Consider the following 23,170-nt stretch of genomic DNA (forward strand, 5'->3'; position numbering starts at 1 on the left):
GGGCCGTTGTCTCGGGGGGGGAACAGGCCGCCCGGCGTGCTCGCTACCACGCCCTGGCCCGGCGGTCAGCGGCCGCGATTGGCCTTCACGCCGGCCTCCACGCGTTCGCCGATCTTGGCATCGACGTTCTTCCAGTACTCGAACACCCGCGACAGTACCGGCTCCTCGACGCCACCGGAGACATGGCCGACGATATTGTCGACCAGGCGGTCGCGCGCAGCGTCGTCCATCACCTTGTTGACCAGATCGTTGGCCTGACTCCAGTCGTCATCGGCGGGGCGCAGCGCATAGGCAGTGCGCACGAATTCGCCGTCGGCGGACCACACGGCGTCTTCCGGATAGCGCTGCGGGTCGGCCTTGGGGCCGCCCTTGCTGTTGGGCGCGTAGACCGGATCGCTGGCGTTGTGCATGCGCATGGCGCCGCCCTTGCTGTAGCTGTGCACCGGGCACCGCGGGGTATTGACCGGAATGTGCTTGTAGTTGACCCCCAGCCGCGCGCGGTGAGCGTCGGCGTAGGAGATCGAGCGCGCCAGTAGCATCTTGTCCGGCGAAAGCCCAGTGCCCGGCACCATGTTGTTGGGCTCGAAGGCGGCCTGCTCGATCTCGCTGTGGAAATCGGTCGGGTTGCGATCGAGCGTCATCTTGCCGACCTCGATCAGCGGATAGTCGCTGTGGGGCCATATCTTGGTCAGGTCGAACGGGTTGATGTGGTAATCCTTGGCCTCGTCGAACGGCATCACCTGCACGTGCAGGGTCCAGGTCGGATAGTCGCCACGCTTGATCGCCTCGAACAGATCGCGACGGTGATAGTCGGCGTCGCTGCCGGCCATCTGATCCGCCTGCTCCTGGGTCATGCACTTGATGCCCTGATCGGTCTTGAAGTGATACTTGACCCAGAAGCGCTCGCCCTCGGCATTGACCCACATGTAGGTATGGCTGGAGTAGCCGTTCATGTGGCGCCAGCTTGCGGGGACGCCGCGATCGCCCATCAGCCAGGTCACCTGGTGGGCCGATTCCGGCGCCAGGGTCCAGAAATCCCACTGCATGTCGTGATCGCGCAGACCATTGTCGGCGCGGCGCTTCTGCGAGTGGATGAAGTGCTGGAACTTCATCGGATCGCGCACGAAGAAGACCGGGGTGTTGTTCCCGACCATGTCGAAGTTGCCTTCTTCGGTATAGAACTTGAGCGCAAAGCCACGCGGATCGCGCCAGGTATCCGGGCTGCCGCTCTCCCCCGCCACGGTGGAGAAGCGCGCCACCATGTCGGTCTTCTTGCCCGGCTGCAGGAACTGGGCCTTGGTATAGCGGCTGATATCCTGGGTCACCTCGAAGTGACCGAAGGCGCCGCCGCCCTTCGCATGTGGCTGGCGGTCCGGAATCATCTCGCGGTTGAACGCCGCCATCTGCTCCATCAGATAGTGATCATGCATCACGATGGGGCCATCAGGCCCCACCGAAAGCGAGTTCTCTTCGCTCGCGACGGGAATGCCGGCATCCGTCGTCGTCGGCTTGCGGTTGTCGCTGGTCACGGTGACATCTCCCTCGTTCGACGCGGCGATGCGACGATCGCATCACCCCATGTCCCCACCGCGCGGCACCGAATCCACCAGTGTCGCGACCTCGGCCTCTGGGTCAGGACCAGGGGGGTATTCGCCATATCAGATCAGGGCGATAAAACGCGGGGACATCTTGAAGGTATAGAACTCCCCCCGCCGCACTGTCCAATACGCGACGCCGATGCCATCTGACAGGTGCACTCGGTGGAATCCCTGCCTATAGTTGGCGGACACACGGACTCACCGTGCCGATACATTTCATGACGCTCACGTTTCCTCGAGGTGCTCGTGTTCAAAGCTCCAGGGTGCAGGCTTTCACGGTGGGCGCCGTCTCGCCTGATCATAGGGTTGTCGTTGCCGCTGATCGCAGGCTGCAGCGATGCCCATCTCTCCTTTCTCGATCCCCAGGGGCCCATCGCCGCGGCCCAGCGGCAGCACTTCTGGTGGGTCATCGCCATCACCCTGACGGTGGTGCTCCCGGTCCTGGTGCTGACACCGCTCATCCTGTGGCGCTATCGCTACGGCGGCCGCGCCCGCTATCGGCCGCAATGGGAATTTTCCCTGCGCGCCGATCTGGCGATCTGGGGTATCCCGCTGCTGGTGTTCGCCGTGCTTGCCACGCTGACCTGGCGCAGCACGATAGCCCTCGACCCCTATCGACCGCTGGTCAGCGATCAGCCACCGCTCGAGGTCCAGGTCGTAGGGTTCGACTGGCAATGGCTGTTCATCTATCCCGAGCAGGGCATCGCCACGGTAGACGAGCTGGTGATCCCCGCCGGGCGGCCGGTCTCGCTGCGGCTGACCTCGGCCAGTGTGATGCAGGGCTTCTTCGTGCCCGCCCTGGGTAGCCAGATAGACGTGATGAATCACATGGTGACCCGGCTGCATCTGGAAGCCGACGCCCCGGGCGTGTTCCCCGGCCGCAACATGCAGTACAGCGGCAAGGAGTTCTATCGCCAGCGCTTCGTCACCCGCGCGCTCAGCGCCGACGCCTTCGCCGATTTCACCCATCAAGTGCGCGCGCAGGGCCGGTCATTCACCCCCGAGGTCTTCAGCCTGCTGATGGCCAAGAACACCCATGCCGCCCTGGCGCGCGCGCTCGACGGCACCGAGACTGCGGCCATCACGGGAAGGGCTCGGCAGACCGACGACGCCGGCAGCCCTGCCGACGACAGCACGCCACTGCGCTTCAAGCACTTCCCGTCCGGGCTGTTCGAGGCCATCGCCGCGCACCGCGCGCCCGACTGGAGTCAGGACACGGCGTCTCTCTCCACCACGCGCCCCTTGTCTCCCGATTCACTCCTACTCGCCAGTTCACCCTTGTCCATCCATCCGGCGCTGGCCGCCGCCGCACCCACGGGAGCCACACCGTGAACGATTCGACCCACTGGCTGCTCGGACGGCTAGACGCCAGCGCCCTGCCCTTCTGGGATGCGCTGCAGCATCCGACCACGAAGAACGTGATCAACGCCGTGATCGCCTCGGGGGCAGCATCGATGGTGGTGCTCGGCGCCATTGCGGTGGTCATCGGGCTGACCTGGACCCGGCGCTGGGGCTGGCTGTGGCGGGAGTGGCTGACCAGCCCCGATCACAAGAAGATCGGCATCATGTTCATCGCGCTGGCGCTGGTGATGCTGGCCCGGGCAGTGATCGAAGCGGTACTGATGCGCCTGCAGCAGGCCTTCGGCCTGGACGGCGGTTTCCTGACCGCGGATCATTTCGGCCAGCTCTTCACCACCCACGGCACCATCATGGTGTTCTTCATGGCCATGCCGTTTCTCACCGGCATGATCAACTACGTGATGCCGCTGCAGATCGGTACCCGCGATCTCTCGTTCCCGGTGATGAACCAGATCAGTCTCGGGCTGACCGCCGCCGGTGCCGCCGTGGTGATGATCTCGCTGGTGCTGGCGCCCTTCTCCACCGGCGGCTGGACCGGCTATCCCACCTTTACTGGGCACGCTGCCAATCCCGGTGCCGGAGTCGACTACTGGATCTGGGCAGTGACCCTCTCGACCCTGTCATCGACCCTGAGCGGGATCAATTTCGCCGTCACCATCTACAAGCGGCGCGCCCCGGGGATGAGCTGGATGCGCCTGCCGCTGTTCACCTGGACCGCGCTGTGCACGGCGATCCTGATGATCTTCGCCATGCCGCCGCTGACCGTCGCCACCGCGCTGCTGGCGCTCGACCGCTATCTCGATTTTCATCTGTTCACCGCCGATCTGGGCGGCAACATGATGAACTACATCAATCTGTTCTGGGCCTTCGGCCACCCCGAGGTCTATATCCTGATCCTGCCCGCCTTCGGCATCTTCTCGGAAGTCTTCTCGACCTTCGCCGGCAAGACGCTCTACGGCTACAAGGCGCTCGTGATCGCCACCCTGGCGATCGCCGTGCTCTCCTTCACGGTATGGCTGCACCACTTCTTCACCATGGGCCAGAGCGCCCATATCAACGCCGTGTTCGGGATCGCGACGATGCTGATCGGCATCCCCACCGGGGTGAAGATCTACGACTGGATGCTGACGCTGTTCCGCGGGCGCATCCGCATGTCGGTGCCGATGATCTACGCCAGCGGCTTTCTGATGCTGTTCGTGCTGGGCGGGCTGACCGGCATCGTGCTGGCGGTGCCCAGCGTCGACTATCAGGTGCACAACTCGCTGTTCCTGGTCGCCCACTTCCACAACATGCTGATCCCGGGGCTGCTGTTCGGGATGCTCGCGGGCACCAACTTCTGGTTTCCCAAGGCCTTCGGCTTCCGTCTCGAGGAGCGCTGGGGGCGCCGCGCCGCCTACGCCTGGATCATCGGCTTCATGCTCGCCTTCTTCCCGCTCTATGCGCTCGGCGTGCTCGGCATGCCGCGCCGCACGGTGGCCTTCTTCACCCCGGCCTATCTGCCGTGGACGCTGACCGCGCTGGTCGGCGCCACGATCGTTCTGCTGGCCATGACGTGCCTGGTGATCCAGCTCTGGGTGAGCGTGCGCGACCGCCATCTCAACGCGATGCCGATCGGCGACCCGTGGGATGGGCGCAGCCTGGAGTGGGCGGTGAGTTCGCCGCCACCGGAGTACAACTTCCCGGTCATCCCGGAGGTCTACGGGCGCGATGCCTTCATGCTCGAGAAGGAGCGCGGCAAGGCGTATCAGGTGCCGGACGAGTTTCCCGATATCGTACTGCCGGCCAATAGCCCGATGGGGGTGATCTTCGCCGTCACCGGCACCGCCATGGCCTTCGGCCTGACCTGGTATCAGTGGTGGATGGTTCTGCTCGCCGCCGGCATCACGCTGGCCGCGGTGATCGCCCGCGGTTTCTGCCGCAACACCACCCGCACCTTGCCCGGTGAAGAGGTGCGTCGTACCCACCTGACCTGGCTCGCCCAGGTCCGTGCCACCACACCGGTCGCCCGCTCGCGGGAACAGTCATCCGATAACCGGGGCCTCCCCGTGCCTCCCGTGGAGGGCGCCATCCAATGACAGCACTCACCTCTCGTCACACTGATCGGGCCGGCGCGCCGGCGCGCCATCCCGGGCTCAACCTGGGGCACGCTCACCGCGAGGGCGAAGAGAGCCGCGAAGAGATGGTCTTCGGCTTCTGGGTCTTCATGATGAGCGACATGATCCTCTTCGGGCTGCTCTTCGGCACCTACGTGACCATGCTCGGCGGCACCGCTGGCGGCCCTGGGCCGAAAGATCTGTTCGACATGCGGGGCGCCTTCTTCGAGACCATGCTGCTGCTGGTGAGCAGCTTCACCTTCGGCATGGCGTCGCTGGCGCTCAAGTACCGCGACGACCGCCGGGTGCTGGTCGGCTGGCTACTGGTCACGCTGCTCCTGGGGCTCGGCTTCGTGGCCCACGAGCTCTATGACTTTCACCGCATGTTCGAGGCCGGCGGCGTACCCAGCCGCAGCGGCTTCCTCTCCGCGTTCTTCTCGCTGGTGCCGCTGCACGGGCTGCACGTGACCGTTGCCTGTATTTGGCTGATCGCGCTGCTCGGTCAACTCGCCGTGCACGGCCTGGATGCGCAGACCAAGAACGGCCTGATCCGCCTGGCGATTCTGTGGCACTTCCTCGATATCGTCTGGATCGGGATCTTTTCGCTCGTCTATCTGGGGGGGCTGGCATGAGTCGACGCACACTCAGCGACGCCGAAGCACAAGAGCGCGCCAGCGAGCAGCGCAGCTATCTATGGGGCTTCACCCTGGCGCTGATCCTGACGCTGATCCCGTTCGGCGTCGCCGCCTTTGCCGAGTGGCGGCCGCTGCATCTCTACCTGCTCATCGGCCTGTGTGCCATGGTGCAGGTGGTAGTGCACTTTCGCTGCTTCCTGCATATCACGCTGGCGCGCAACAAGCGCGAGGATCTGCAGTTGATCCTGTTCACCGCACTGATCCTGCTGATCATGGTCGGCGGCACGCTGTGGATACTGTTCAATCTCTACTACCGCATGATGCCCCACATGCTGCCGTGAGACGCCCCTGAGCGTCGCGGCCGTCCCAGGCCTACGCCTGGGACGGAGGTTTCGCCCGATCCGGCTCCAGCTCATTGGCACGCGCGAAGGTGAGAATGACCTGGCGCAAGAGCTGGCGCTGCTCGTCGGGCAGCCCGCGATAGACACGCAGCACCTCGTCCTCCTCGCCACCGACCGCGATCATCCAGGTCGCCTGGGACAGTTCCGGGCTGCAGGCAGCCCGGGCACCATAGCGCAGATAATGGGGCTCCACCCCGAGCCATCCCGCCAGCACCTGGAGCTTGTTCTGGGCCGGGATCGATTCACCGCGCAGCCAGCGCCTGACGCCCTGAAACGTCATCGGCGAGCCCCAATAGCGCAGGTTGAACTCCCGCTCCAGCACAGAGGGGCGCGGTTCGTAACCCGCCGCTATCAGCGCTTCTTTCAGCCGCTCGGCGAATAAGGTCTTTTCATCCATGTGATTGAACTTGAACCTTCAATTAAAATTTAGTTGAAACCCTGTTTCAGCCTTCGTTGAATTGTTGATTAAACGAAGAGGCGCCCTTCAGCGCGCTGCCCCAAGCGCTGGCTGAATGACACCGCGACACCCAGGCGCCCTGCCTGTCTGCCACCTCAGATGATTGTCTTTGACACCTGCGCATCCCCACGGGCACGGCTTCGGCCATTGCCCATCAGCGCCGATACCGGCTCTGACAGGAAGCCGCTGGGCCCTTAGCTTAGAGAGATTTGGCGTAGACACCACAAATCCGGCGCTCTCATCGCGAGAGGCCTGGGTGAGATATCGCGGCGTGAAGCCCTCGACACGTCGCCAGCGCCGTGCCGCGCGACACCATCCTCGGGTCGTCACCCCGGGTGACTAATGGATATGCTTGGACCGCTTTCGCTTGCCGCCAGGCTGAAGGGCCCAAAGGCCCTCTACGCCCATCGGCCGACAGGAGCCGCGACTACAGTCTTTTCGGGCCGGCAGATCGCCGGCCCACAAGGCAGGAAGGCTATCAGTGTCCATGGCGGCGCCGGTGCAGCGCCCGTACCTGCTGGTCGAAACCGGCCACCGGTCCCTCGACGCAGAGCCCCGGTACCACCGAGGTAATCGGCAGCGGCGCCACCGGCGGCGGCGCCTGCCCCAGCTCGCCGAGCCACGCCACCAGTTGCGCCGCCGAGCTGGCGTAGACGATCCGCCCCAGCCCGACCCAGCCATGCGCGGCGGCACACATCGGGCAGTGCTCACCGGAGGTATAGACGGTAGCGGCAGCGCGCGCCTGCCAAGAGAGATGCTCGGCCGCCCAGCGCGCCAGGGCGAACTCCGGATGGCGGGTGGCATCACCACCGGAGATGCGATTGCGGTCCTCGGCCAGCACTTCGCCGTCAGCGCTTACCAGCACGCTGCCGAAGGGTTCGTCGCCGGCCTCCAGCGCGGCCTCGGCCAGGGCCACCGCGCGCGCCAGAAAGCGCGCCTGATCTGTCTTGCTCATGCGTTCTCCTCACTGGGGATGGAAAACCGTGCCAGCCCGAAGGCGGCGAGTTCCGGCGCCCGCTTACCACATGCCAACCACTCGCCGAGCACCTCGCCCATGACGCTCGCGAACTTGAAACCGTGGCCCGAGAAGCCGCCGGCGATCACCAGCCCCGGCAGCGGCTCATCGATCAGGAAGTGCTCGTCGGGGGTGCGGATGTATTGGCACACGGCGCCGTGGCGTAGCGCCCCGACCCCGGGCAGATAGCGCGCGATCACCTGTGCCAGCTCGGAGATATCCGCCGGATGCTCGCCGAACGGCAGCAGCGGCTCTCCCGCTTCCAGCGGCTGCCCAGCATCATGGCGGCCAATCTTGAATCCGGCGTTATCGATATCGGGAAAGCCGTAGTAGATGCCCAGCTCGTCATCGGTGAGGCTGAAGCCCGGAAAGCGCTCGCGGTGATAGCGCGCATCCGCGTCGTACCAGGCAAAGGTCTTGCGCACCCGCGTCAGCGGCAGGGTCACTCCCAGCGGTTGCAGCAGACCGGCCAGGTGCTGGCCACAGGCGGCCAGCACGCGCCGGGCGCCGAAGCGGCGGCCATCGGCACAGTGCGCGACGTAGCCGCCCGCTGGCAGCGCCTCGAGGGCGACCACTCGCGCACCGGTGGCCAGCGTCACCCACGTGCTGCGGGCCAGGCGCTGGCGCCAGCAGGCGATGATCCGCGCCACCCGCAGTACCCCGGCGCGGGATTCGAAGGCGCCGACATGGGCCTCGCTCAGCGCCGCTGCGCCGCCCTGCCAGCCGGGCCAGCGCCGCGCCACGCCGGGGCCGTCGAGCTGCTCGAGGGGCAGCGCATAGTCCCGCGCGCTGGCCGCGACCTGACGCAGGAAGGGGGCCGACGCCGGGCCGAGGTTGAGCACCCCGGTGGGCAGCAGCAGCGCCTCATCGCTCTCTCGCTCGAGCCGCTGCCAGCCCGCCCAGGCGCGCTGGGCCAGCGCCACATAGCCGCTGCCTTCGCCATAGGCGAGCCGGATCAGCCGCGTCTCGCCGTGGTGGGCGCCCTGGTCGTGGGGCGGATCGTGGGCGTCCAGCACCTGTACCGACCCCACCCCACGGGCGGCCAGATGATCGGCCGCCGCCAGCCCCATGCTGCCGCCGCCGATGATCAGCAGATCCGACTGTGTCACCTGTGTCATGCCTCACCTTGTCTTCACTCGAGTCTCGGGCGCCGTTAGCCAGGCCACACTGACCGTTTCAGGCTGTCGGTTCCCGCGCCGCCGACACCTCTCCCGCCCGCGCCTCGCTACGCGCGATGATCGCGCTACCGGTCAGATCGCCGGTGACGTTGAGCGCGGTACAGCCCATGCCCACCAGCGCATCGATCGAGGTCAATAGCGCCACCGTCTCGATCGGCAGGCCAACCTGGGCGAACACCGTGGCGATCATCACGATACCCGCTCCGGGCACACCGGCGGTACCGATCGACGTCAGCGTGCCGATCAGCACGATCTCGAGCATGCTGGTGAGATCGAGCGGGATGCCCGCCACGTTGGCAGCGAACACCGCCGAGATCGCGATGCGGATCGCGGCACCATCCATGTTGACCGTCGCTCCCAGCGGCAGGCTGAAGGCGTAGAGACTGCGCGGCAGTCCCAGGCGCTGGGCCGCGTTGAGCGTCAGCGGCAGCGTGCCGCTGCTGCTCTGGGTGGCGAAGGCGGTCGCCATTGGCGTGCGCGCCTCGCGGAAGAAGGCCCCGAGACGCACCCCGAAGCCCTTCATCAGCACGCAGTAGAGCAGCAGGTGTACGGCCAGCGCCAGGTAGAGCACCAGCACCATGTTGCCGAGGGAGAGAATCGTGCCGAGCCCCTGCTTGGCCACGGTGCCGGTGACGATGGCGAAGACCCCGATCGGCACGAACTGCAGCACCCCGGCCATCACCTTCATGGTCACCGCGTTGAGCCCCTCGATCACCCCATAGAGCTTCTCCGCCAGCTCGCCCTGGGTCTTGTCATCGGATTGGGGCTTTGCCTCTGAATGCGCATCGCCATCGGCCTGGGCCGCATCCTTGAGGGCCGCCCCGCGCTGACGCAGCTTGAGCAGCGCGATTCCGAACACGAAGGCGGTGAAGATGATCCCCAGCAGGTTGGGCTCGGCCAGCGCGGCGACGATATTGCTGGGCACGATCGACAGCAGCACGCTGACGATACCGGGATTCTCCGGTACCGAGACGCTGGCGCTGTCGTCGAGGGTCATGCCACTGCCCGGCGAGAGCAGCGAGGCGACGACCAGCCCGACCACGATCGCCAGCGCCGAGGTCACCACGTAGTAGGCGAACACCTTGCCGCCCATGCGCCCGAGCCGCCCCAGCTCGGCCTGATTGATCCCCACGATCAGCGTGAACAGCACGATGGGGACGATCAGGAACTTGAGCAGACGCAGCAGCAGATCGCCCAGCGGTGCCACCCAGGCGGCCAGGGTCTCGCCGCCCAGCAGGCCGGCAACCAGGCCCAGCACCAGGGCGATGGTGACACGCAGAATCAGAGAAGCGTCGAGATAGGCGCGAAAGAGTGACTTCATGAGCAAGCCTTGATGAGTGAATGACGAGCGCCGCGAGAGGCGGACCGCTGACCGAATGGAGACATTATCGACGTATATTCCACCCGGCCGCCAATCTAGGCAGCCAACCCTGGCCGGCCTCGGGATCGCGGCCCTGGATACGCAAAACCCGGCCAGGCGGCCGGGTCGAAGAGAGAAACAAGGCGGATTCAGCCGCCGAGCTTGTCCTGGGTGCGGATGTCGAAATCGCTGGCATCGTGGCGCTCGTGGAGCTGGCTCGACGGCTCGCCGAAGGTGCGGTTGACCATTCGCCCGCGCTGCACCGCCGGGCGTGCATCGATCTCCTTGGCCCAGCGCTGCACATGGGTGTAGCTCTCGACCTGGAGGAACTCTGCCGCGTCGTAGAGCCGCCCCAGTGCGAGCTGGCCGTACCAGGACCAGTTGGCGATGTCGGCGATGGTGTACTCGTCACCGGCCAGATAGCGCGACTCGGCCAGACGCCGATCGAGCACGTCGAGCTGGCGCTTGGTCTCCATGGTGAAGCGGTCGATCGGATACTCCAGCTTCTCCGGCGCGTAGGCGTAGAAGTGACCGAAACCGCCGCCCAGGTAGGGCGCACTGCCCATCTGCCAGAACAGCCAGTTGAGGGTTTCCACCCGGGTGGCGGTGTCGCTGGGCAGGAAGGCACCGAACTTCTCCGCCAGGTGCAGGAGGATCGAGCCGGACTCGAAGACCCGCAGCGGCTTGTCACCGCTGTAGTCCATCAGCGCCGGGATCTTGGAGTTGGGGTTGACCTCGACGAAGCCGCTGCCGAACTGATCGCCCTCGCCGATGTTGATCAGCCAGGCGTCGTACTCGGCGTCCTTGCCCAGTGCCAGCAGCTCCTCGAACATCACCCCGGCCTTGACCCCGTTGGGGGTGGCCAGCGAGTAGAGCTGGAACGGATGCTTGCCCACCGGGAGCGCTTTCTCATGGGTGGGCCCGGCCACCGGACGGTTGATGCTGGCGAACTTGCCGCCGCTCTCCTTGGGTTCCCAGACCTTGGGGGGTGTGTAACGACTGTCGCTCATGACGATTCTCCACAATGGGTCGATAGCGCGCGAAGCGCCTGTGTGAAGAAAGGTAGCTGGTTAATGGCCTGCGATCGAGGGCCAGCGCCCCCGATCATCGCCTAGCACGGATCTCGGAAGTTGCGCGCAAAGCCTAGTAGCCCACGGTGAAGCGCTGACGCACGTGCCGCGGGCTCTCCAGCTCATCCACCAGGGCGATGGCGTAGTCCTCGAACGAGATGCGCGATCCCTCCGCGAAGGTCAGCAGCGCATCCTGCCCCAGGCGGAAGCGGCCGGTACGCTCGCCGGGCACGAACTCGGCCGACGGCGACAGGAAGGTCCAGTCGAGATCCGTCACCGCCCGCAGCCGTTCGAGGAACTCTGCGCCCTGGGCCGCCTCGGCGCGGTAGGCCTCGGGGAAGTCCGGCTGATCGATCAGCCGCTGTCCGGGCGCCACTTCCAGGCTGCCGGCACCGCCGACTACCAGATAGCGCCTGACCCCGGCGTCGCGTACCGCACCGACCAGCGTCTCGAAGTCGCTGGCGACGAAGTGCACCGCGCTGATCACCGCCTCGTGCCCGGCGAGCAGCGCCGCCAGCGCGTGGCGATCGTTGGCATCGCCGGCCGTCGGCGTGACGCCCTCGAGCGGGGCGATGCGCTCGGGATGGCGCGCGATCGCGGTGACCTGATGACCGCGGGCGACGAGTTCGATGAGGATACGCGATCCGGCATTGCCGGAGGCGCCGATCAGAGCAATCTTGGCCATGGGGGTCTTCCTTCGCTGAGTCGAGTAGAGGACATAGGTCTACAAACTGGACCGTGACGGCGAATCTATGCGAGTTTTACCCCTCCCACAAGAAGTCACGCCGGCCTGACCCGGTCACACCCGACTGACCCAGGGCCGCCCCTTTGCCCCCATCGTCACCCCATCGCGACGAGACAGTCATACGAGCCCCTCATGAACGACAACCCACACAACCCTGATGTCTCCTCCTCAGAATCGCTGGTGTTGGCCCAACCCTGCCCGATCCGCGACGTACTCGACCGGATCGGCGATCAGTGGAGCCTGCTGGTGCTGCTGACCCTGAGACCGGGCACCCGCCGCTTCAACCAGCTACGCCGCGAGATCGACGACATCTCCAAGCAGATGCTCTCGCGCACGCTCAAGCAGCTGGAGCAGGACGGGCTGGTCAGTCGCACCGCCTACCCCGAGGTGCCGCCCCGGGTGGAGTACCAGCTCACCGAGCTCGGCCAGTCGCTGCTGACACCGGTCGCCGCGCTGGTCGCCTGGGCCGAACAGCACCAGCCAGCGGTGAACGCGGCGCGCGAGCGCTACAAGCACACGACAGCGCGCTGAGCGCCGGACAGTACCCTGCCATTGGCCGGCGCTCGAGACCGGGGGGGTCTAGGGCGACGTCTCCCCGAGACAATGCTCGGATAGCAGACCCGGCACCAAGGTGTCGCTCATGCACAACCAGGTCATGCCGTCGAGTTCGTCCTGTTCGTCGAAGCTCGGATAGGGGTTCAAGATCAGGCTCTGACCTGCCAGTTGCCCGCCGACGAAGGTGTACACGAGCTCACCTTCGCTGCCGAGTTCGAGGGTGGCCTGCAGGGCGGTATCGTTGTGGCGGCTGTCGATCCCCAGTTGATCGAGCGTCGAGGGCCACTCCATCTCGTGCAGTGTGAAGGCGGTGAGGGCTTCACGGTCTGGGTCGGTCTGTTCGATGAAGCTCGTCAACTGCGCCTTGGCCTGATACTGCTGAAACGCCTTCACGCCCAACACCGCCGCAACGGCGATGATCACCACGAACAGCAGCGCACCGGCGCCACCGAGCCCGGGCACCCGCGGGCAGAAGGCGGCAAAACACCAGGCCAGCGGATGACGGCGCGGCTGCGAAGGGGTCTCTTCCCGGGCGAGCTGGAGAATGGCGTGGGCCCGTTTGGTGGTCCAGGGGTAGTCACCGATCAACTCGTTCAGCGAGGCCCAGAACCCGTTGACGTCGTGGCGCTGCGCCGCGAACACCTCGAGATCGAGACTCGCACGCCGTGAGCCACCCGCCGCCAGCGCCGACATGGCGGCAAAGGCTGCATCCGGATCCGGGCAGCAGGCGAGCCCATGACGGTCGCAGGTGTACTCACACGCACGACGGTAGGCCGCCCCCAGCAGCGGCAACCAGGATGCGATCGCGACCACGACGCCTTTGCTCAGGTGCCCGCGCCGAATGTGTCCCAGCTCATGGCCGATATAGAAGCGCAGCGCGTCCGGGCGATCCGCCAGTGCATCGACCACCGAGGAGTAAAGCACCACATAGTGGCGGCGCAGAAAGCGGGTGGCCAGCGCGTTGAACAGCCCATCGGCATGCAGCAGATACGCCTCCGGCTGACGCTCGAGACCCACGATCTGACAGCAGTTTTCGATATCCGCCGCCAGCGCCGGGAACTGTTGCGCGCTGATGCGAACCCCATTGCCACGGATCGTGGAGATGAACGCCGATTGCACGAACAGGGCGACGACCCAGATGAACAGGAGATAGAACAACACCATCCCCAGTGACATGACAAAGAGCGCGGCCCATAGCGTGACGGCAACCACCATGAGCAGGGCGAAGCGTCGCCGCTCCCCCGGATAGATCAGAGAAAATTGCATGACTGTTCCCTTGCTTTCGTATTTTTCTTGACTGGCAGCGTCGGCCGTCAGGCAGCGCCAGATGAGGTATCGGGCCCGGATTGACCATGGCGAAGCAGCACGCAAACGCGTGCTAGATATCGCGCCGCGCTGAATCGTATACCGAGTTTTGGGCAAGCTCCATGGCTAAATGATGACGCCTGGCCAATCACGCCCCTCGATCACGCCCGCCGAGCAAGATCCTCGAGTCCGTGAAGACGCCTCGACAACGACACAGGCAGCATCGAGCCAGATGGGGGAATCACAGACAGGTATTGAGGGGGACATGGCATGCAGGCCGCCAGCAGGCGGCGTCATCGACAGCCTGTTCAGCCCCCGGCGTGCCGCGCGGTAGAGCGCGGAAACCGATGACGGCAGCGCAGAGGCGCGAATGCAGCACTGGGAGGCAAGCGCCTCAGTCGCGGAGCGCCTCTCGGCGGTTGGGCGGGACCAGCCCGTGGCGGCGCATGCGCCGGTAGAGCGTTGGCCGCGAGACACCGAGCTGACGCGCCACCTGGCTGACGTTCCAACCCGCCTGGGCCAGAGCACGTGCCAGTGACTCGGCCTCGGCCGGCGCGTCGTCGCTTTCATGCCTTAGCTGGGTCGTCCTGGGTATCGCCGATGTCGCAGAGATGGGCGGCGTTGCGACCCGATCGGCGCGGCAGCTCTCGGGCAAGTCGTGCACGGTGATCGTCTCCCCCTCGCGGGTGGCCAGGGCGAACGCCAGGGCACTCTTGAGCTGGCGCACATTGCCCGGCCAGGGGGCGTCGAGCAGCGCGTGCAGGGCATCGGCGCGCAACTGCACGGCACCGCCCTGCTCGGCGGTCAGGGCGGCGAACAGCCGCTGGATCAGATAGCGGCGGTCGGCGCGCTCGCGCAGTGGCGGCAGGACCAACTCGGCACCATTGAGGCGGTAGTAGAGATCCTCGCGGAAGCGGCCCTCGGCGATCAGCGCGGCGAGGTCGCGGTGGGTGGCGGTCACCACGCGCAGCGCCACCTTGACCGGCCGCTCGGCGCCGAGTGGCATCACCTCCTGCTCGGCCAGCACCCGCAGCAGCCGGCTCTGCAGCGTCAACGGCATGTCGCCGATCTCGTCGAGGAACAGCGTACCGCCGTCGGCCTGCGCGATCAGGCCGCGCATTCCCTTGGGGTTGCCGCCGGTAAAGGCACCGGGCAGATAGCCGAACAGCTCGCTCTCGATCAACGCTTCGGGAATCGCCGCGCAGTTGACCGCGACGAAGGCCCCTTCGGCGCGGTCACCGCTGGCATGCAGCGCCCGCGCCAGCACCTCCTTGCCGGTGCCGGTCTCGCCCCGGATCAGCACGTTGAGCGGCTGCCGGCAGAGCCGCCGGGCCAGGCCCAGCAGCCGCTGCATCGCCGGATCGTCCCCCGCCAGGCGATCCAGGGCCGGCGTCGAGGTCGTCGCTACCGGTTCATGGATCTCGCCGGCGGCATCAGTCACGGCGTCAGTCGCCGCGCAGATCGGCTCCGCATCACGACGATGCCGGCGGAGACCTCGCGGCTCGACCAGCGCGGCAAAGCGGATCTCACCGCTGGCGCGCAGGCGCAAGGCGCGCAACTGGTCCGGCTCGCAGCGCGGCAGCGCCAGCAGATCGTCCAGCTCGGCCTCGAACAGCTGGGTCACCTGTGTCGGTGCCGGCGGCGTCCGCTGGGCGTGGGCCGCGATCAGCGCCCGCCCCTCGCCGTTGGCGGCGAGCACCCGCCCCTGAGCGTCGAAGGCGATCAGGCCACGGCCATTGAAGTGGACGAAGGCGCGGGTGGTGTCGAAGCGCAGGATGGTGGTGTCGCGGTAACGATGCAGGAAGTAGGCATCCTCGATCATCCGCGCGTAGAGCGTGACCAGCGGCAGGCCGAAGCTCTGGCTCTCCAGCCCGCGGGGGGACTGCAGCGCGGAGATATCGAGCACCGCGATGGGCCGCCCCTGGGGATCGTGGATCGGCGCCGCAGTGCAGGTGAGCGCGATATGCGTGGCGTCGAAGTGCTCGCGCTGATGACAGGTCAGGGCGCGCGATTCGTGAATGCAGGTGCCTACGGCGCAGGTACCGGCGTGGCGTTCGTCCCAGTCGGCGCCGAGATAGAGGCCGGCACGACGTAGCGCGGCATCCTGTTCCGGGTGACCGCGAAAGTCGACGGTGACCCCGTGGCGGTCGGTCAGCAGCAGGACATAGCCCATCGGCGCCACCTGGGCGAAGAGCTGGTCGACCCCGGCCCGGGCCACGTAGAGGAGTTCGTCCACCGGCTCGCGCGAGTCGACCAGCGCTTCGTGGGTCAGCACACGTACCGGCCGCGGGCGGCTGGGGTCGAGCCGATAGTCGTCGACACAGCGCCGCCAGGAGCGCTGGATGATCTCGCGTCCCGCCAGCACCTCGCGCCCCTCGCCCAGGCGCGCCACCGCGGCGATGTGCTGGCGCTGCGCCTGCTCGAACCTGCCCGCTTTCGTCAAGCCGAGTTCCATTCCGACGCCTCCTGCCGATGGCCAGCTGCCAGACCGGGCCTATGTGAAAGAAGTGGACGCGCGAAGGCAGTTGTCCACCCAGCCTACCCCCTCGCGGCTGGCTGACGCCCTCGTCCGTTGGTCGCAGCGGCACCGGCGGCGTGACAGCTGTCACGCCTGGGTTAACAGCTGTCACGCATCGCCGTTACACCCATGTCGCCAGCGTATCCCCACCCGCCTGACCACATCGGCCCCTGATATACAAAACCCAGTTTCATCAACACTTTGGCATCTACGACCAAAGCGCTAGCGCCGCCTGGCACGTTTGCTGCACCGCTTGATCGGCACACCCGATCCGGGTCCGCACGCCCACCACTGGCGTCATCGATGGCAGCTATCGATAGCAGCTCCCCAGAGCCACCATCGATAGCACCTATCGATGACAACGACTCAGAACAACCATCGATAGCAACAACCATCGATAGCAACAACCATCAATAGCAACAACAGGAGCAGCCCATGCCAGCATCCACGCCCACCCAGCAGGCCGAACAGTGGCTGGCGGATTTCGACGCCGCCCTGCGCGCCGGCGACATTCCGCGCGCCACCGCGCTGTTTCGCGACGACAGCTATTGGCGCGATCTGGTCGCCTTTACCTGGAACCTGAAGACCCTGGAGGGCCCGGCGGAGATCGCTGCGATGCTCGAGGCGACCCTGGCGCATACCGCCCCCGGCCAGTGGCAGCTCGAGGGCGAGGCCAGCGAGAGCGATGGCGTGATCGAAGCCTGGTTCACCTTTGCCACCGGGGTCGCCACCGGCAAGGGGCTGCTGCGCCTGAAGGCGGGCAAGTGCTGGACCCTGCTGACCACCCTGCAGGCGCTCAAGGACTACCCCGAGCCGCGCGGTCACAACCGCCCCAAGGGCGCCGAGCACGGCGCCAACAAGACGCGCGAGACCTGGCGTGAGGCGCGCGAGCGCGAAGCCGCAGAGCTGGGCATCACCCGTCAGCCCTACTGTCTGATCGTCGGCGGCGGCCAGGGCGGCATCGGTCTCGCCGCCCGCCTGCGCCAGATGAACGTGCCGACCCTGGTGATCGACAAGCACGAACGCCCCGGCGATGCGTGGCGCAAGCGCTACAAATCACTGTGTCTGCACGATCCGGTCTGGTACGACCATCTGCCTTACCTGCCCTTCCCCGACAACTGGCCGGTATTCGCGCCCAAGGACAAGATCGGCGACTGGCTGGAGATGTACACCCGGGTAATGGAGCTCAACTACTGGAGCAATACCGAGTGCGAGAGCGCCAGCTTCGACGAGGCCAGCGGTGAGTGGACGGTGAAGGTGGTGCGCGATGGCCAGCCGCTGACGCTCAAGCCCAAGCAGCTGATACTCGCCACCGGCATGTCCGGCGTGCCCAATGTGCCGCACTTCCCCGGCGCCGAGGAGTTCGCCGGCGAGCAGCATCACTCCAGCCGCCATCCCGGCCCCGACGCCTACCGCGGCAAGCAGGTGGTGGTGATCGGCGCCAACAATTCGGCCCACGACATCTGCGCCGCGCTGTGGGAGAACGACGCCGACGTCACCATGGTGCAGCGCTCCTCGACCCATATCGTCAAGTCCGACTCACTGATGCAGCACGCCCTCGGCCCGCTCTATTCCGAGGAAGCGCTGGCCAACGGCATCACCACCGAGAAGGCGGACCTGACTTTCGCCTCGATCCCCTACCGTCTGCTGCCCGACTTCCAGCGCCCCGCCTTCGACGCCATCCGCGAGCAGGATGCCGACTTCTACCGGCGTCTCGAACGCGCAGGTTTCCTGCTCGATTTCGGCGCTGACGATTCGGGCCTGTTTCTCAAGTACCTGCGCCGCGGCTCCGGCTACTACATCGATGTCGGCGCCAGCGAGCTGGTCGCCAGCGGTGAGATCAAGCTGCGCAGCGGGGTCGACGTGGCCTGCATCAACCGCCACTCGGTGAGCTTGAGCAACGGCAGCGAGCTGCCCGCCGACCTGATCGTCTACGCCACCGGCTACGGCTCGATGAACGGCTGGGCGGCGGAGATCATCTCGCAGGAGGTCGCCGACAAGGTCGGCAAGTGCTGGGGCATGGGCTCCGATACGCCCAAGGACCCCGGCCCCTGGGAGGGTGAGCTGCGCAACATGTGGAAGCCGACCCAGCAGACGGCGCTGTGGTTCCACGGCGGCAACCTGCACCAGTCACGCCACTACTCCCACTATCTGGCGCTGCAGCTGAAGGCGCGTCTCGAAGGGCTCGAGACGCCGGTCTATGGCCTGCAGCCGGTCCACCACCTGGCCTGAACGCCGCGCGACAGCGGCAGGAGACGATGACATGAGTGAACAGCGCATGAAGGCGGCACGCTGGTACCAGGCACGCGATATCCGCGTCGAGCAGATCGAGGTTCCGACCCTCGGCGATCCGTATCAGGTCAAGGTGAAGGTCGCCGCCTGCGGTATCTGCGGCAGCGACCTGCACGAGTACGCCGCCGGGCCGATCTTCATCCCGGTGGAGTCGCCGCACCCGTTGAGCCACGACCAGGCGCCCATCGTCATGGGCCACGAGTTCGCCGGCGAGGTGGTCGAGGTGGGCAGTGCGGTGACCCGGGTGGCGGTGGGCGATCGGGTGGCGATCGAACCGATTCTCTCGCCCCACCGCGACGGCGCCTATCTGATGGAGCGCTACAACCTGAGCCCTCAGCTCGGCTTCCACGGGCTCTCCGGCGGTGGCGGCGGCTTCGCCGAGTACACCGTGGTCGGCGAGCACATGGTACATCGGCTGCCTGAGGGGCTCTCCTATGAGCAGGGCGCACTGGTCGAGCCCGCCGCGGTCGGCCTGCACGCGGTACGCCAGAGTTCGCTCAAGGCGGGCGACAGCGCGGTAGTGTTCGGCGCCGGGCCGATCGGGCTGATGGTGATCGAGTCGCTCAAGGCCGCCGGCGCGGCGTCGATCCACGCGGTCGAGGTCTCCGCCGCGCGCAAGCAGCGCGCCAGTGAACTGGGGGCGATCGTGCACGACCCCACGGAGGGAGAGATCGTCGAGCGGCTCATGGCCGCCAGCGGCGGCGGCTTCGATGTCGCCTTCGAGGTGACCGGCCTGCCCGCGGTGCTCAACCAGTCGATCGCCAGCACCCACCCCGGCGGCGAAACGGTCATCGTCAGCATCTGGGAGTCGGAGGCGGCCATCCACCCCAACCAGCTGGTGATCCAGGAGCGCACGCTCAAGGGCATCATCGCCTATCGCCATATCTACCCCGCGGTGATCGCACTGATGCAGCAGGGCTACTACCGTGCCGAGGATCTGGTGACCGCACGCATCGCCCTTGACGACGTGGTCAGCCAGGGGTTCGAGGCGCTGCTCGCCGACAAGGCGCAGGTGAAGATCCTGGTCGACCCCAGCGCCTGAGTCACGACCTCAGGGAGTGGCGGGCTCGATTCGCAGAGCGAGTCCGCCACTCCCTGAGCGGGCATCGGGTCCAGGCCGTCGACGGTCTCAGAATTCACCGCTACTGCACGTTTTCTCGCCACCCTCGTAGCGACACTTCGTCCACTGAACGTTCATCGCATCGCTCTTGGCGGAGGTCCACGCGAAGTCGATCGTCCGGTCCAGGCGGCCGTCAAGCGTGTCGCGCTGGGCATAAGTACCGGAGCAGTCCGGACGTTCAAGGAATTGAATCTCACCGCCATCGCCACTTTCGGCCAGGTAATGCTCCGTGCCGTCGGCATCCCGTATCAGTTCGTAGTCGGTGGTCACACCGTCATCGATCACCGACATCGTGACCGTGTTGTAATCGCTGTCTCCGATCATGACCCGGGCTACCAGATCATCCTGTCCACCCCGAAAGACGTAGCTCAACTGCCCATCGTCCATCGTCACGTCTTCCAGCGTCGCCTTGCCGCCAAACGCCATCGACATGCTTTCGCAGCCGTCTTGCGCATAAAGGTCGTGATTGCACATGACGGTGGCCAACGAGAAGAAGAAGCTGTTCATGGGCAACAGGGAAAACACTGTCATCATTTGCGTCTGGTTCATGTACGCCCCGAGCGCGTCCATGGAAGTGGCATCGGGCTCTTCCAGCCCATTCATCTTTTTCTCCATAGCCGGGTAGAGGGGGGAATCCAGCGATACGAAGGGCGCCCCATCGGCCGGATCGAAGTCAGGCGCGAGACACGACTTCAGTGCACGTTCACCGACTTCAGCCGACGCATTCAGGCTAGCGCTGACAATGCCCATCAACCCCACGGACAACAGCTTGCGTATTGTCTGTCTGTTCATGGCACCCCTCTGATCGACGTTAAAACATCAGCAAAATGAAAGGTGAAAAATATATTCACTCCGAATGACGCCTTGCAATAAAACCTTCGACGCAGTAGATAAACGATGCCAATAACAATGATAAGCACACCTCTTCTGGCTGCTCTCCACGACCGCTGGAATCCATGGGTAATAGCGCTCGGCGCCTGGGTCGAGCAGGCCGCCGCCATCGCCTGAGTCTGATATCCTGAGAAGAAGATCGTCTCTGGCGGCCGGCATTCCGGCCACCGCCGGACACAGTGACGTGTCCGGTACCGCGAACCACAAGGAGCGTCGCCATCATCTTTCCCGCACCAACCCGTTCGACCTCGGCCACCCATCCAGGCCAGAGATCCGTACGCAAACCCGGCAAGCGCCCCCAGTCGTGAGCGACAAACGCCTGTTCCGGTCGCTCAGGGTCTACAACTACCGCCTGTGGGCCGCCGGCGCGCTGATCTCCAACACCGGTACCTGGATGCAGCGGGTGGCCCAGGACTGGCTGGTGCTCACCGTGCTGACCCAGCACAACGCCAGCGCCGTAGGGATCACCATGGCGCTGCAGTTCGGTCCGCAGCTACTGCTGTTACCGCTGACCGGTTACGCCGCCGACCGCTGCAATCGGCGTCGCCTGATCCTGCTCACCCAGGCGCTGCTCGGCCTGCTCGCGCTGGGACTGGGGGTAGTGACCCTCACCGGCGTGGTCACGCTGTGGCAGGTCTACGCCTTCGCCCTGGGGCTGGGCTGCGTCAGCGCCTTCGACGCGCCGGCGCGCCAGACCTTCGTCAACGACCTTGTCGGCGAGAAGTACCTCTCCAACGCGGTGGCGCTGAACGCGACCTCGTTCAACGCCGCGCGCATGGTCGGCCCCGCCGTGGCCGGCCTGCTGATCGCGGCGATCGGCACCGGCTGGGTCTTCATCGTCAATGCCATCTCTTTTGCCATGGTGCTGGGCTCGCTGTGCCTGCTGCGCGTGGGCGAGCTCTACCCGACCCCGCGCCCGCCGCGCCAGGCCGGCGGCCTGACCGAGGGGTTTCGCTATGTGTGGCGGCGGCGGGATCTGATGGCGATCCTGCTGATGCTGTTCTTGATCGGCACCTTCGGTTTCAACTTCCCGATCTACATCTCGACCATGTCGGTCAGCGTATTCCACGGCGATGCCGGCCAGTACGGGCTCTTGACCTCCTGCCTGGCGGTCGGCTCGGTGGTCGGCGCGCTGCTCGCCGCCCGGCGTGAGCGCCCGCGGGTGCGGCTGTTGTGCTTCGCCACCCTGAGCTTCGGCCTGTGCTGCGGGGCGGCGGCATTCGCGCCCAATGCCGGGCTCTTCGCCGTAGCGCTGACCGGCGTCGGCCTCTCCGCGCTGACCTTCATGACCGCCGCCACCGCGCTGATGCAGCTCGCCACCGAACCCATGATGCGCGGGCGGATCATGGCGCTGCGGATCGCGGTGACCATGGGCGGCACGCCGGTCGGCGCACCCATCGTCGGTTTCATCGCCGATCACGCCGGCCCGCGCTGGGCCCTCGGCGTGGGCGCCGCGTCGGGGCTCGTCGCCGCGGCGATCGCCGCGCGCCTGATGCTCAGGCTGCGCCGCCTCGGCCAGCGCCAAGCGGCCAACGTCTCATAGGCCCAGCTCCCGCGATTCGGCGACATCGATCAGCCGATGCACGGCGGGCAGACTGGCGTCACGTCGCCACACCAGCGTCAGCGGCAGTGCCATGTCGAGATCCTCCAGCGGATGCGAGACCACCCCGGCGGGGGCACCGGCCATGGTCATCTCGGGCAGGATGGTGCAGCCCATGCCGGCGGCGACCAGGCAGAGCATGGTGGCGTTGTCGGTCCCCTCCTGGACCACATGGGGCGTGAAACCGGCGCGCTGAAACGCGTGAATCAGACGGTCGTGGTAGGTCGGGGTCGCGCTGCGGTCGAACCAGATGAAATCTTCGCCATTCAGCGCCGCCAGCCGGCGTGGCGGGTGCTGGGCCAGACGAGAGCCGGCCCGCGCCACCAGCACCAGACGATCTTCATACAGCGGGTGATAGCAGAGGCCCGGGTCGTCCTCCGGCGGAAAGAACAGGATGCCCGCATCCAGTTGGTCATGACGCAGTGCCTCGATCTGCGGCCCCGACAGCAGCGAGACCACCTTCAACGTCACCGCCGGGTATTGATGCCGAAAGTCATTCAGCAACTGGGTGATCCGGGGCACCCAGAGATGCATCACCGTCACCCCCAGCCGCAGCTGCCCCATCTGCCCTTCGGAGACGCGCCGGGCATTGCACTTGGCCTGCTCGAACTGGCTCAGCAGCCGGCCCACGTCACGGTGAAAGGCTTCACCCGCGGCGGTCAGCGTCACGCCCCGGCGGGAGCGGCGCAGCAAGGGGGCCCCGACGCTCTCCTCGAGCAGCTGGAGCTGACGGGTCAGCGCCGGCTGCGCCAGTGGCAGGGAAGCCGCTGCCGCGGAGATCGTGCCCTCCTCCACCACGGCCATGAAATAACGCAGCTGCTTGAAGTCCATGGCAGGCCTCGATACGGCGGGTCTCGCCGCGGCGATGGTCGGCAAGCTTCACGACTGCCATCGACAGTCTTCGCGATTGCCATCCAAAAAAAGTATACACAGGCGAGAATAATACGATTTTAACGATGGTTGCCGATACGCCACGAT

Annotated in this window: 19 protein-coding genes; 8 read left to right on the top strand and 11 right to left on the bottom strand. The window is 66.1% G+C overall.

The genetic code is table 11. The features are described 5' to 3' along the window. Positions 1–65 precede the first annotated feature (65 nt). On the bottom strand, positions 66–1,529 hold the full coding sequence (locus tag DOM67_RS07275; RefSeq protein WP_110674969.1) for a catalase: 1,464 nt from the start codon (positions 1,527–1,529) through the stop codon (positions 66–68). Positions 1,530–1,910: 381 nt separating this feature from the next. On the opposite strand from DOM67_RS07275, the gene DOM67_RS07280 reads away from it, so the two are divergent. The 4 genes from DOM67_RS07280 to cyoD are packed head-to-tail and all read left to right on the top strand — an operon-like array spanning position 1,911 to position 6,026. Continuing rightward, on the top strand, positions 1,911–2,930 hold the full coding sequence (locus DOM67_RS07280; RefSeq protein ID WP_198651750.1) for a hypothetical protein: 1,020 nt from the start codon (positions 1,911–1,913) through the stop codon (positions 2,928–2,930). Then, positions 2,927–5,032, top strand: coding sequence for a cbb3-type cytochrome c oxidase subunit I (locus tag DOM67_RS07285; protein WP_110674971.1), 2,106 nt, complete (start codon positions 2,927–2,929; stop codon positions 5,030–5,032). Before DOM67_RS07280 ends, DOM67_RS07285 begins: the two co-directional genes overlap by 4 nt. Then, entirely contained in the window at positions 5,029–5,682 is a 654-nt protein-coding gene (locus tag DOM67_RS07290; RefSeq protein ID WP_110674972.1) for a cytochrome c oxidase subunit 3, read from the top strand. The genes DOM67_RS07285 and DOM67_RS07290 overlap by 4 nt, the downstream gene beginning before the upstream one ends. Next, on the top strand, positions 5,679–6,026 hold the full coding sequence (gene cyoD, locus DOM67_RS07295; RefSeq protein WP_110674973.1) for a cytochrome o ubiquinol oxidase subunit IV: 348 nt from the start codon (positions 5,679–5,681) through the stop codon (positions 6,024–6,026). Before DOM67_RS07290 ends, cyoD begins: the two co-directional genes overlap by 4 nt. Positions 6,027–6,057: 31 nt before the next feature. On the opposite strand, the gene DOM67_RS07300 is transcribed toward cyoD, so the two are convergent. The 6 genes from DOM67_RS07300 to DOM67_RS07325 form a co-directional block, all read right to left on the bottom strand. After that, positions 6,058–6,483, bottom strand: coding sequence for a transcriptional regulator (locus DOM67_RS07300; protein WP_110674974.1), 426 nt, complete (start codon positions 6,481–6,483; stop codon positions 6,058–6,060). A gap of 538 nt (positions 6,484–7,021) precedes the next feature. Next, positions 7,022–7,498, bottom strand: a complete 477-nt coding sequence (locus tag DOM67_RS07305) for a nucleoside deaminase (protein ID WP_110674975.1) — start codon at positions 7,496–7,498, stop codon at positions 7,022–7,024. Further along, positions 7,495–8,676, bottom strand: a complete 1,182-nt coding sequence (solA, locus tag DOM67_RS07310) for an N-methyl-L-tryptophan oxidase (RefSeq protein WP_110674976.1) — start codon at positions 8,674–8,676, stop codon at positions 7,495–7,497. The genes DOM67_RS07305 and solA overlap by 4 nt, the downstream gene beginning before the upstream one ends. A 58-nt stretch (positions 8,677–8,734) precedes the next feature. Further along, a complete protein-coding gene (locus tag DOM67_RS07315) occupies positions 8,735–10,057 on the bottom strand; it encodes a dicarboxylate/amino acid:cation symporter (protein WP_110674977.1) in 1,323 nt (440 codons plus the stop codon). Positions 10,058–10,245: 188 nt separating this feature from the next. Next, positions 10,246–11,106: a glutathione-dependent disulfide-bond oxidoreductase gene (gene yghU, locus DOM67_RS07320; RefSeq protein ID WP_110674978.1), complete on the bottom strand. Its 861-nt coding sequence runs from the start codon at positions 11,104–11,106 to the stop codon at positions 10,246–10,248. 133 nt (positions 11,107–11,239) lie between these two features. Continuing rightward, positions 11,240–11,851, bottom strand: a complete 612-nt coding sequence (locus DOM67_RS07325) for an NAD(P)-dependent oxidoreductase (protein ID WP_110674979.1) — start codon at positions 11,849–11,851, stop codon at positions 11,240–11,242. Between the two features lie 192 nt (positions 11,852–12,043). Here DOM67_RS07325 and DOM67_RS07330 point away from each other — a divergent pair, with 192 nt between their 5' ends. Beyond that, positions 12,044–12,442: a helix-turn-helix domain-containing protein gene (locus DOM67_RS07330; RefSeq protein ID WP_110674980.1), complete on the top strand. Its 399-nt coding sequence runs from the start codon at positions 12,044–12,046 to the stop codon at positions 12,440–12,442. A 48-nt stretch (positions 12,443–12,490) separates the two neighbouring features. Here DOM67_RS07330 and DOM67_RS07335 read toward each other — a convergent pair whose 3' ends face one another. After that, positions 12,491–13,732, bottom strand: a complete 1,242-nt coding sequence (locus tag DOM67_RS07335; protein WP_110674981.1) for a M48 family metallopeptidase — start codon at positions 13,730–13,732, stop codon at positions 12,491–12,493. A gap of 433 nt (positions 13,733–14,165) precedes the next feature. Then, positions 14,166–16,226, bottom strand: coding sequence for a sigma-54-dependent Fis family transcriptional regulator (locus tag DOM67_RS07340; RefSeq protein WP_110674982.1), 2,061 nt, complete (start codon positions 16,224–16,226; stop codon positions 14,166–14,168). A 498-nt stretch (positions 16,227–16,724) separates the two neighbouring features. On the opposite strand from DOM67_RS07340, the gene DOM67_RS07345 reads away from it, so the two are divergent. Both DOM67_RS07345 and DOM67_RS07350 read left to right on the top strand, forming a co-directional pair. Further along, complete coding sequence (locus DOM67_RS07345) at positions 16,725–18,521, top strand: NAD(P)/FAD-dependent oxidoreductase (protein WP_110674983.1); 1,797 nt, start codon at positions 16,725–16,727, stop codon at positions 18,519–18,521. Between the two features lie 31 nt (positions 18,522–18,552). Further along, positions 18,553–19,623: a 2,3-butanediol dehydrogenase gene (locus DOM67_RS07350; RefSeq protein WP_280951049.1), complete on the top strand. Its 1,071-nt coding sequence runs from the start codon at positions 18,553–18,555 to the stop codon at positions 19,621–19,623. 87 nt (positions 19,624–19,710) lie between these two features. Here DOM67_RS07350 and DOM67_RS07355 read toward each other — a convergent pair whose 3' ends face one another. Beyond that, a complete protein-coding gene (locus DOM67_RS07355; RefSeq protein WP_110674984.1) occupies positions 19,711–20,493 on the bottom strand; it encodes a hypothetical protein in 783 nt (260 codons plus the stop codon). Positions 20,494–20,896: 403 nt separating this feature from the next. Here DOM67_RS07355 and DOM67_RS07360 point away from each other — a divergent pair, with 403 nt between their 5' ends. Continuing rightward, positions 20,897–22,135: an MFS transporter gene (locus DOM67_RS07360; RefSeq protein WP_110674985.1), complete on the top strand. Its 1,239-nt coding sequence runs from the start codon at positions 20,897–20,899 to the stop codon at positions 22,133–22,135. Here the strand turns inward: DOM67_RS07360 and DOM67_RS07365 are convergent. Beyond that, the gene (locus tag DOM67_RS07365) at positions 22,130–23,023 is read right to left on the bottom strand and encodes a LysR family transcriptional regulator (protein WP_110674986.1); all 894 of its coding nucleotides are present in this window, start codon (positions 23,021–23,023) and stop codon (positions 22,130–22,132) included. The genes DOM67_RS07360 and DOM67_RS07365 overlap by 6 nt on opposite strands. Between the last annotated feature and the right edge of the window lie 147 nt (positions 23,024–23,170).

The sequence above is a fragment of the Salinicola sp. RZ23 genome, from assembly GCF_003206675.1.
GTDB classification, from domain to species: Bacteria; Pseudomonadota; Gammaproteobacteria; order Pseudomonadales; family Halomonadaceae; genus Salinicola; species Salinicola endophyticus.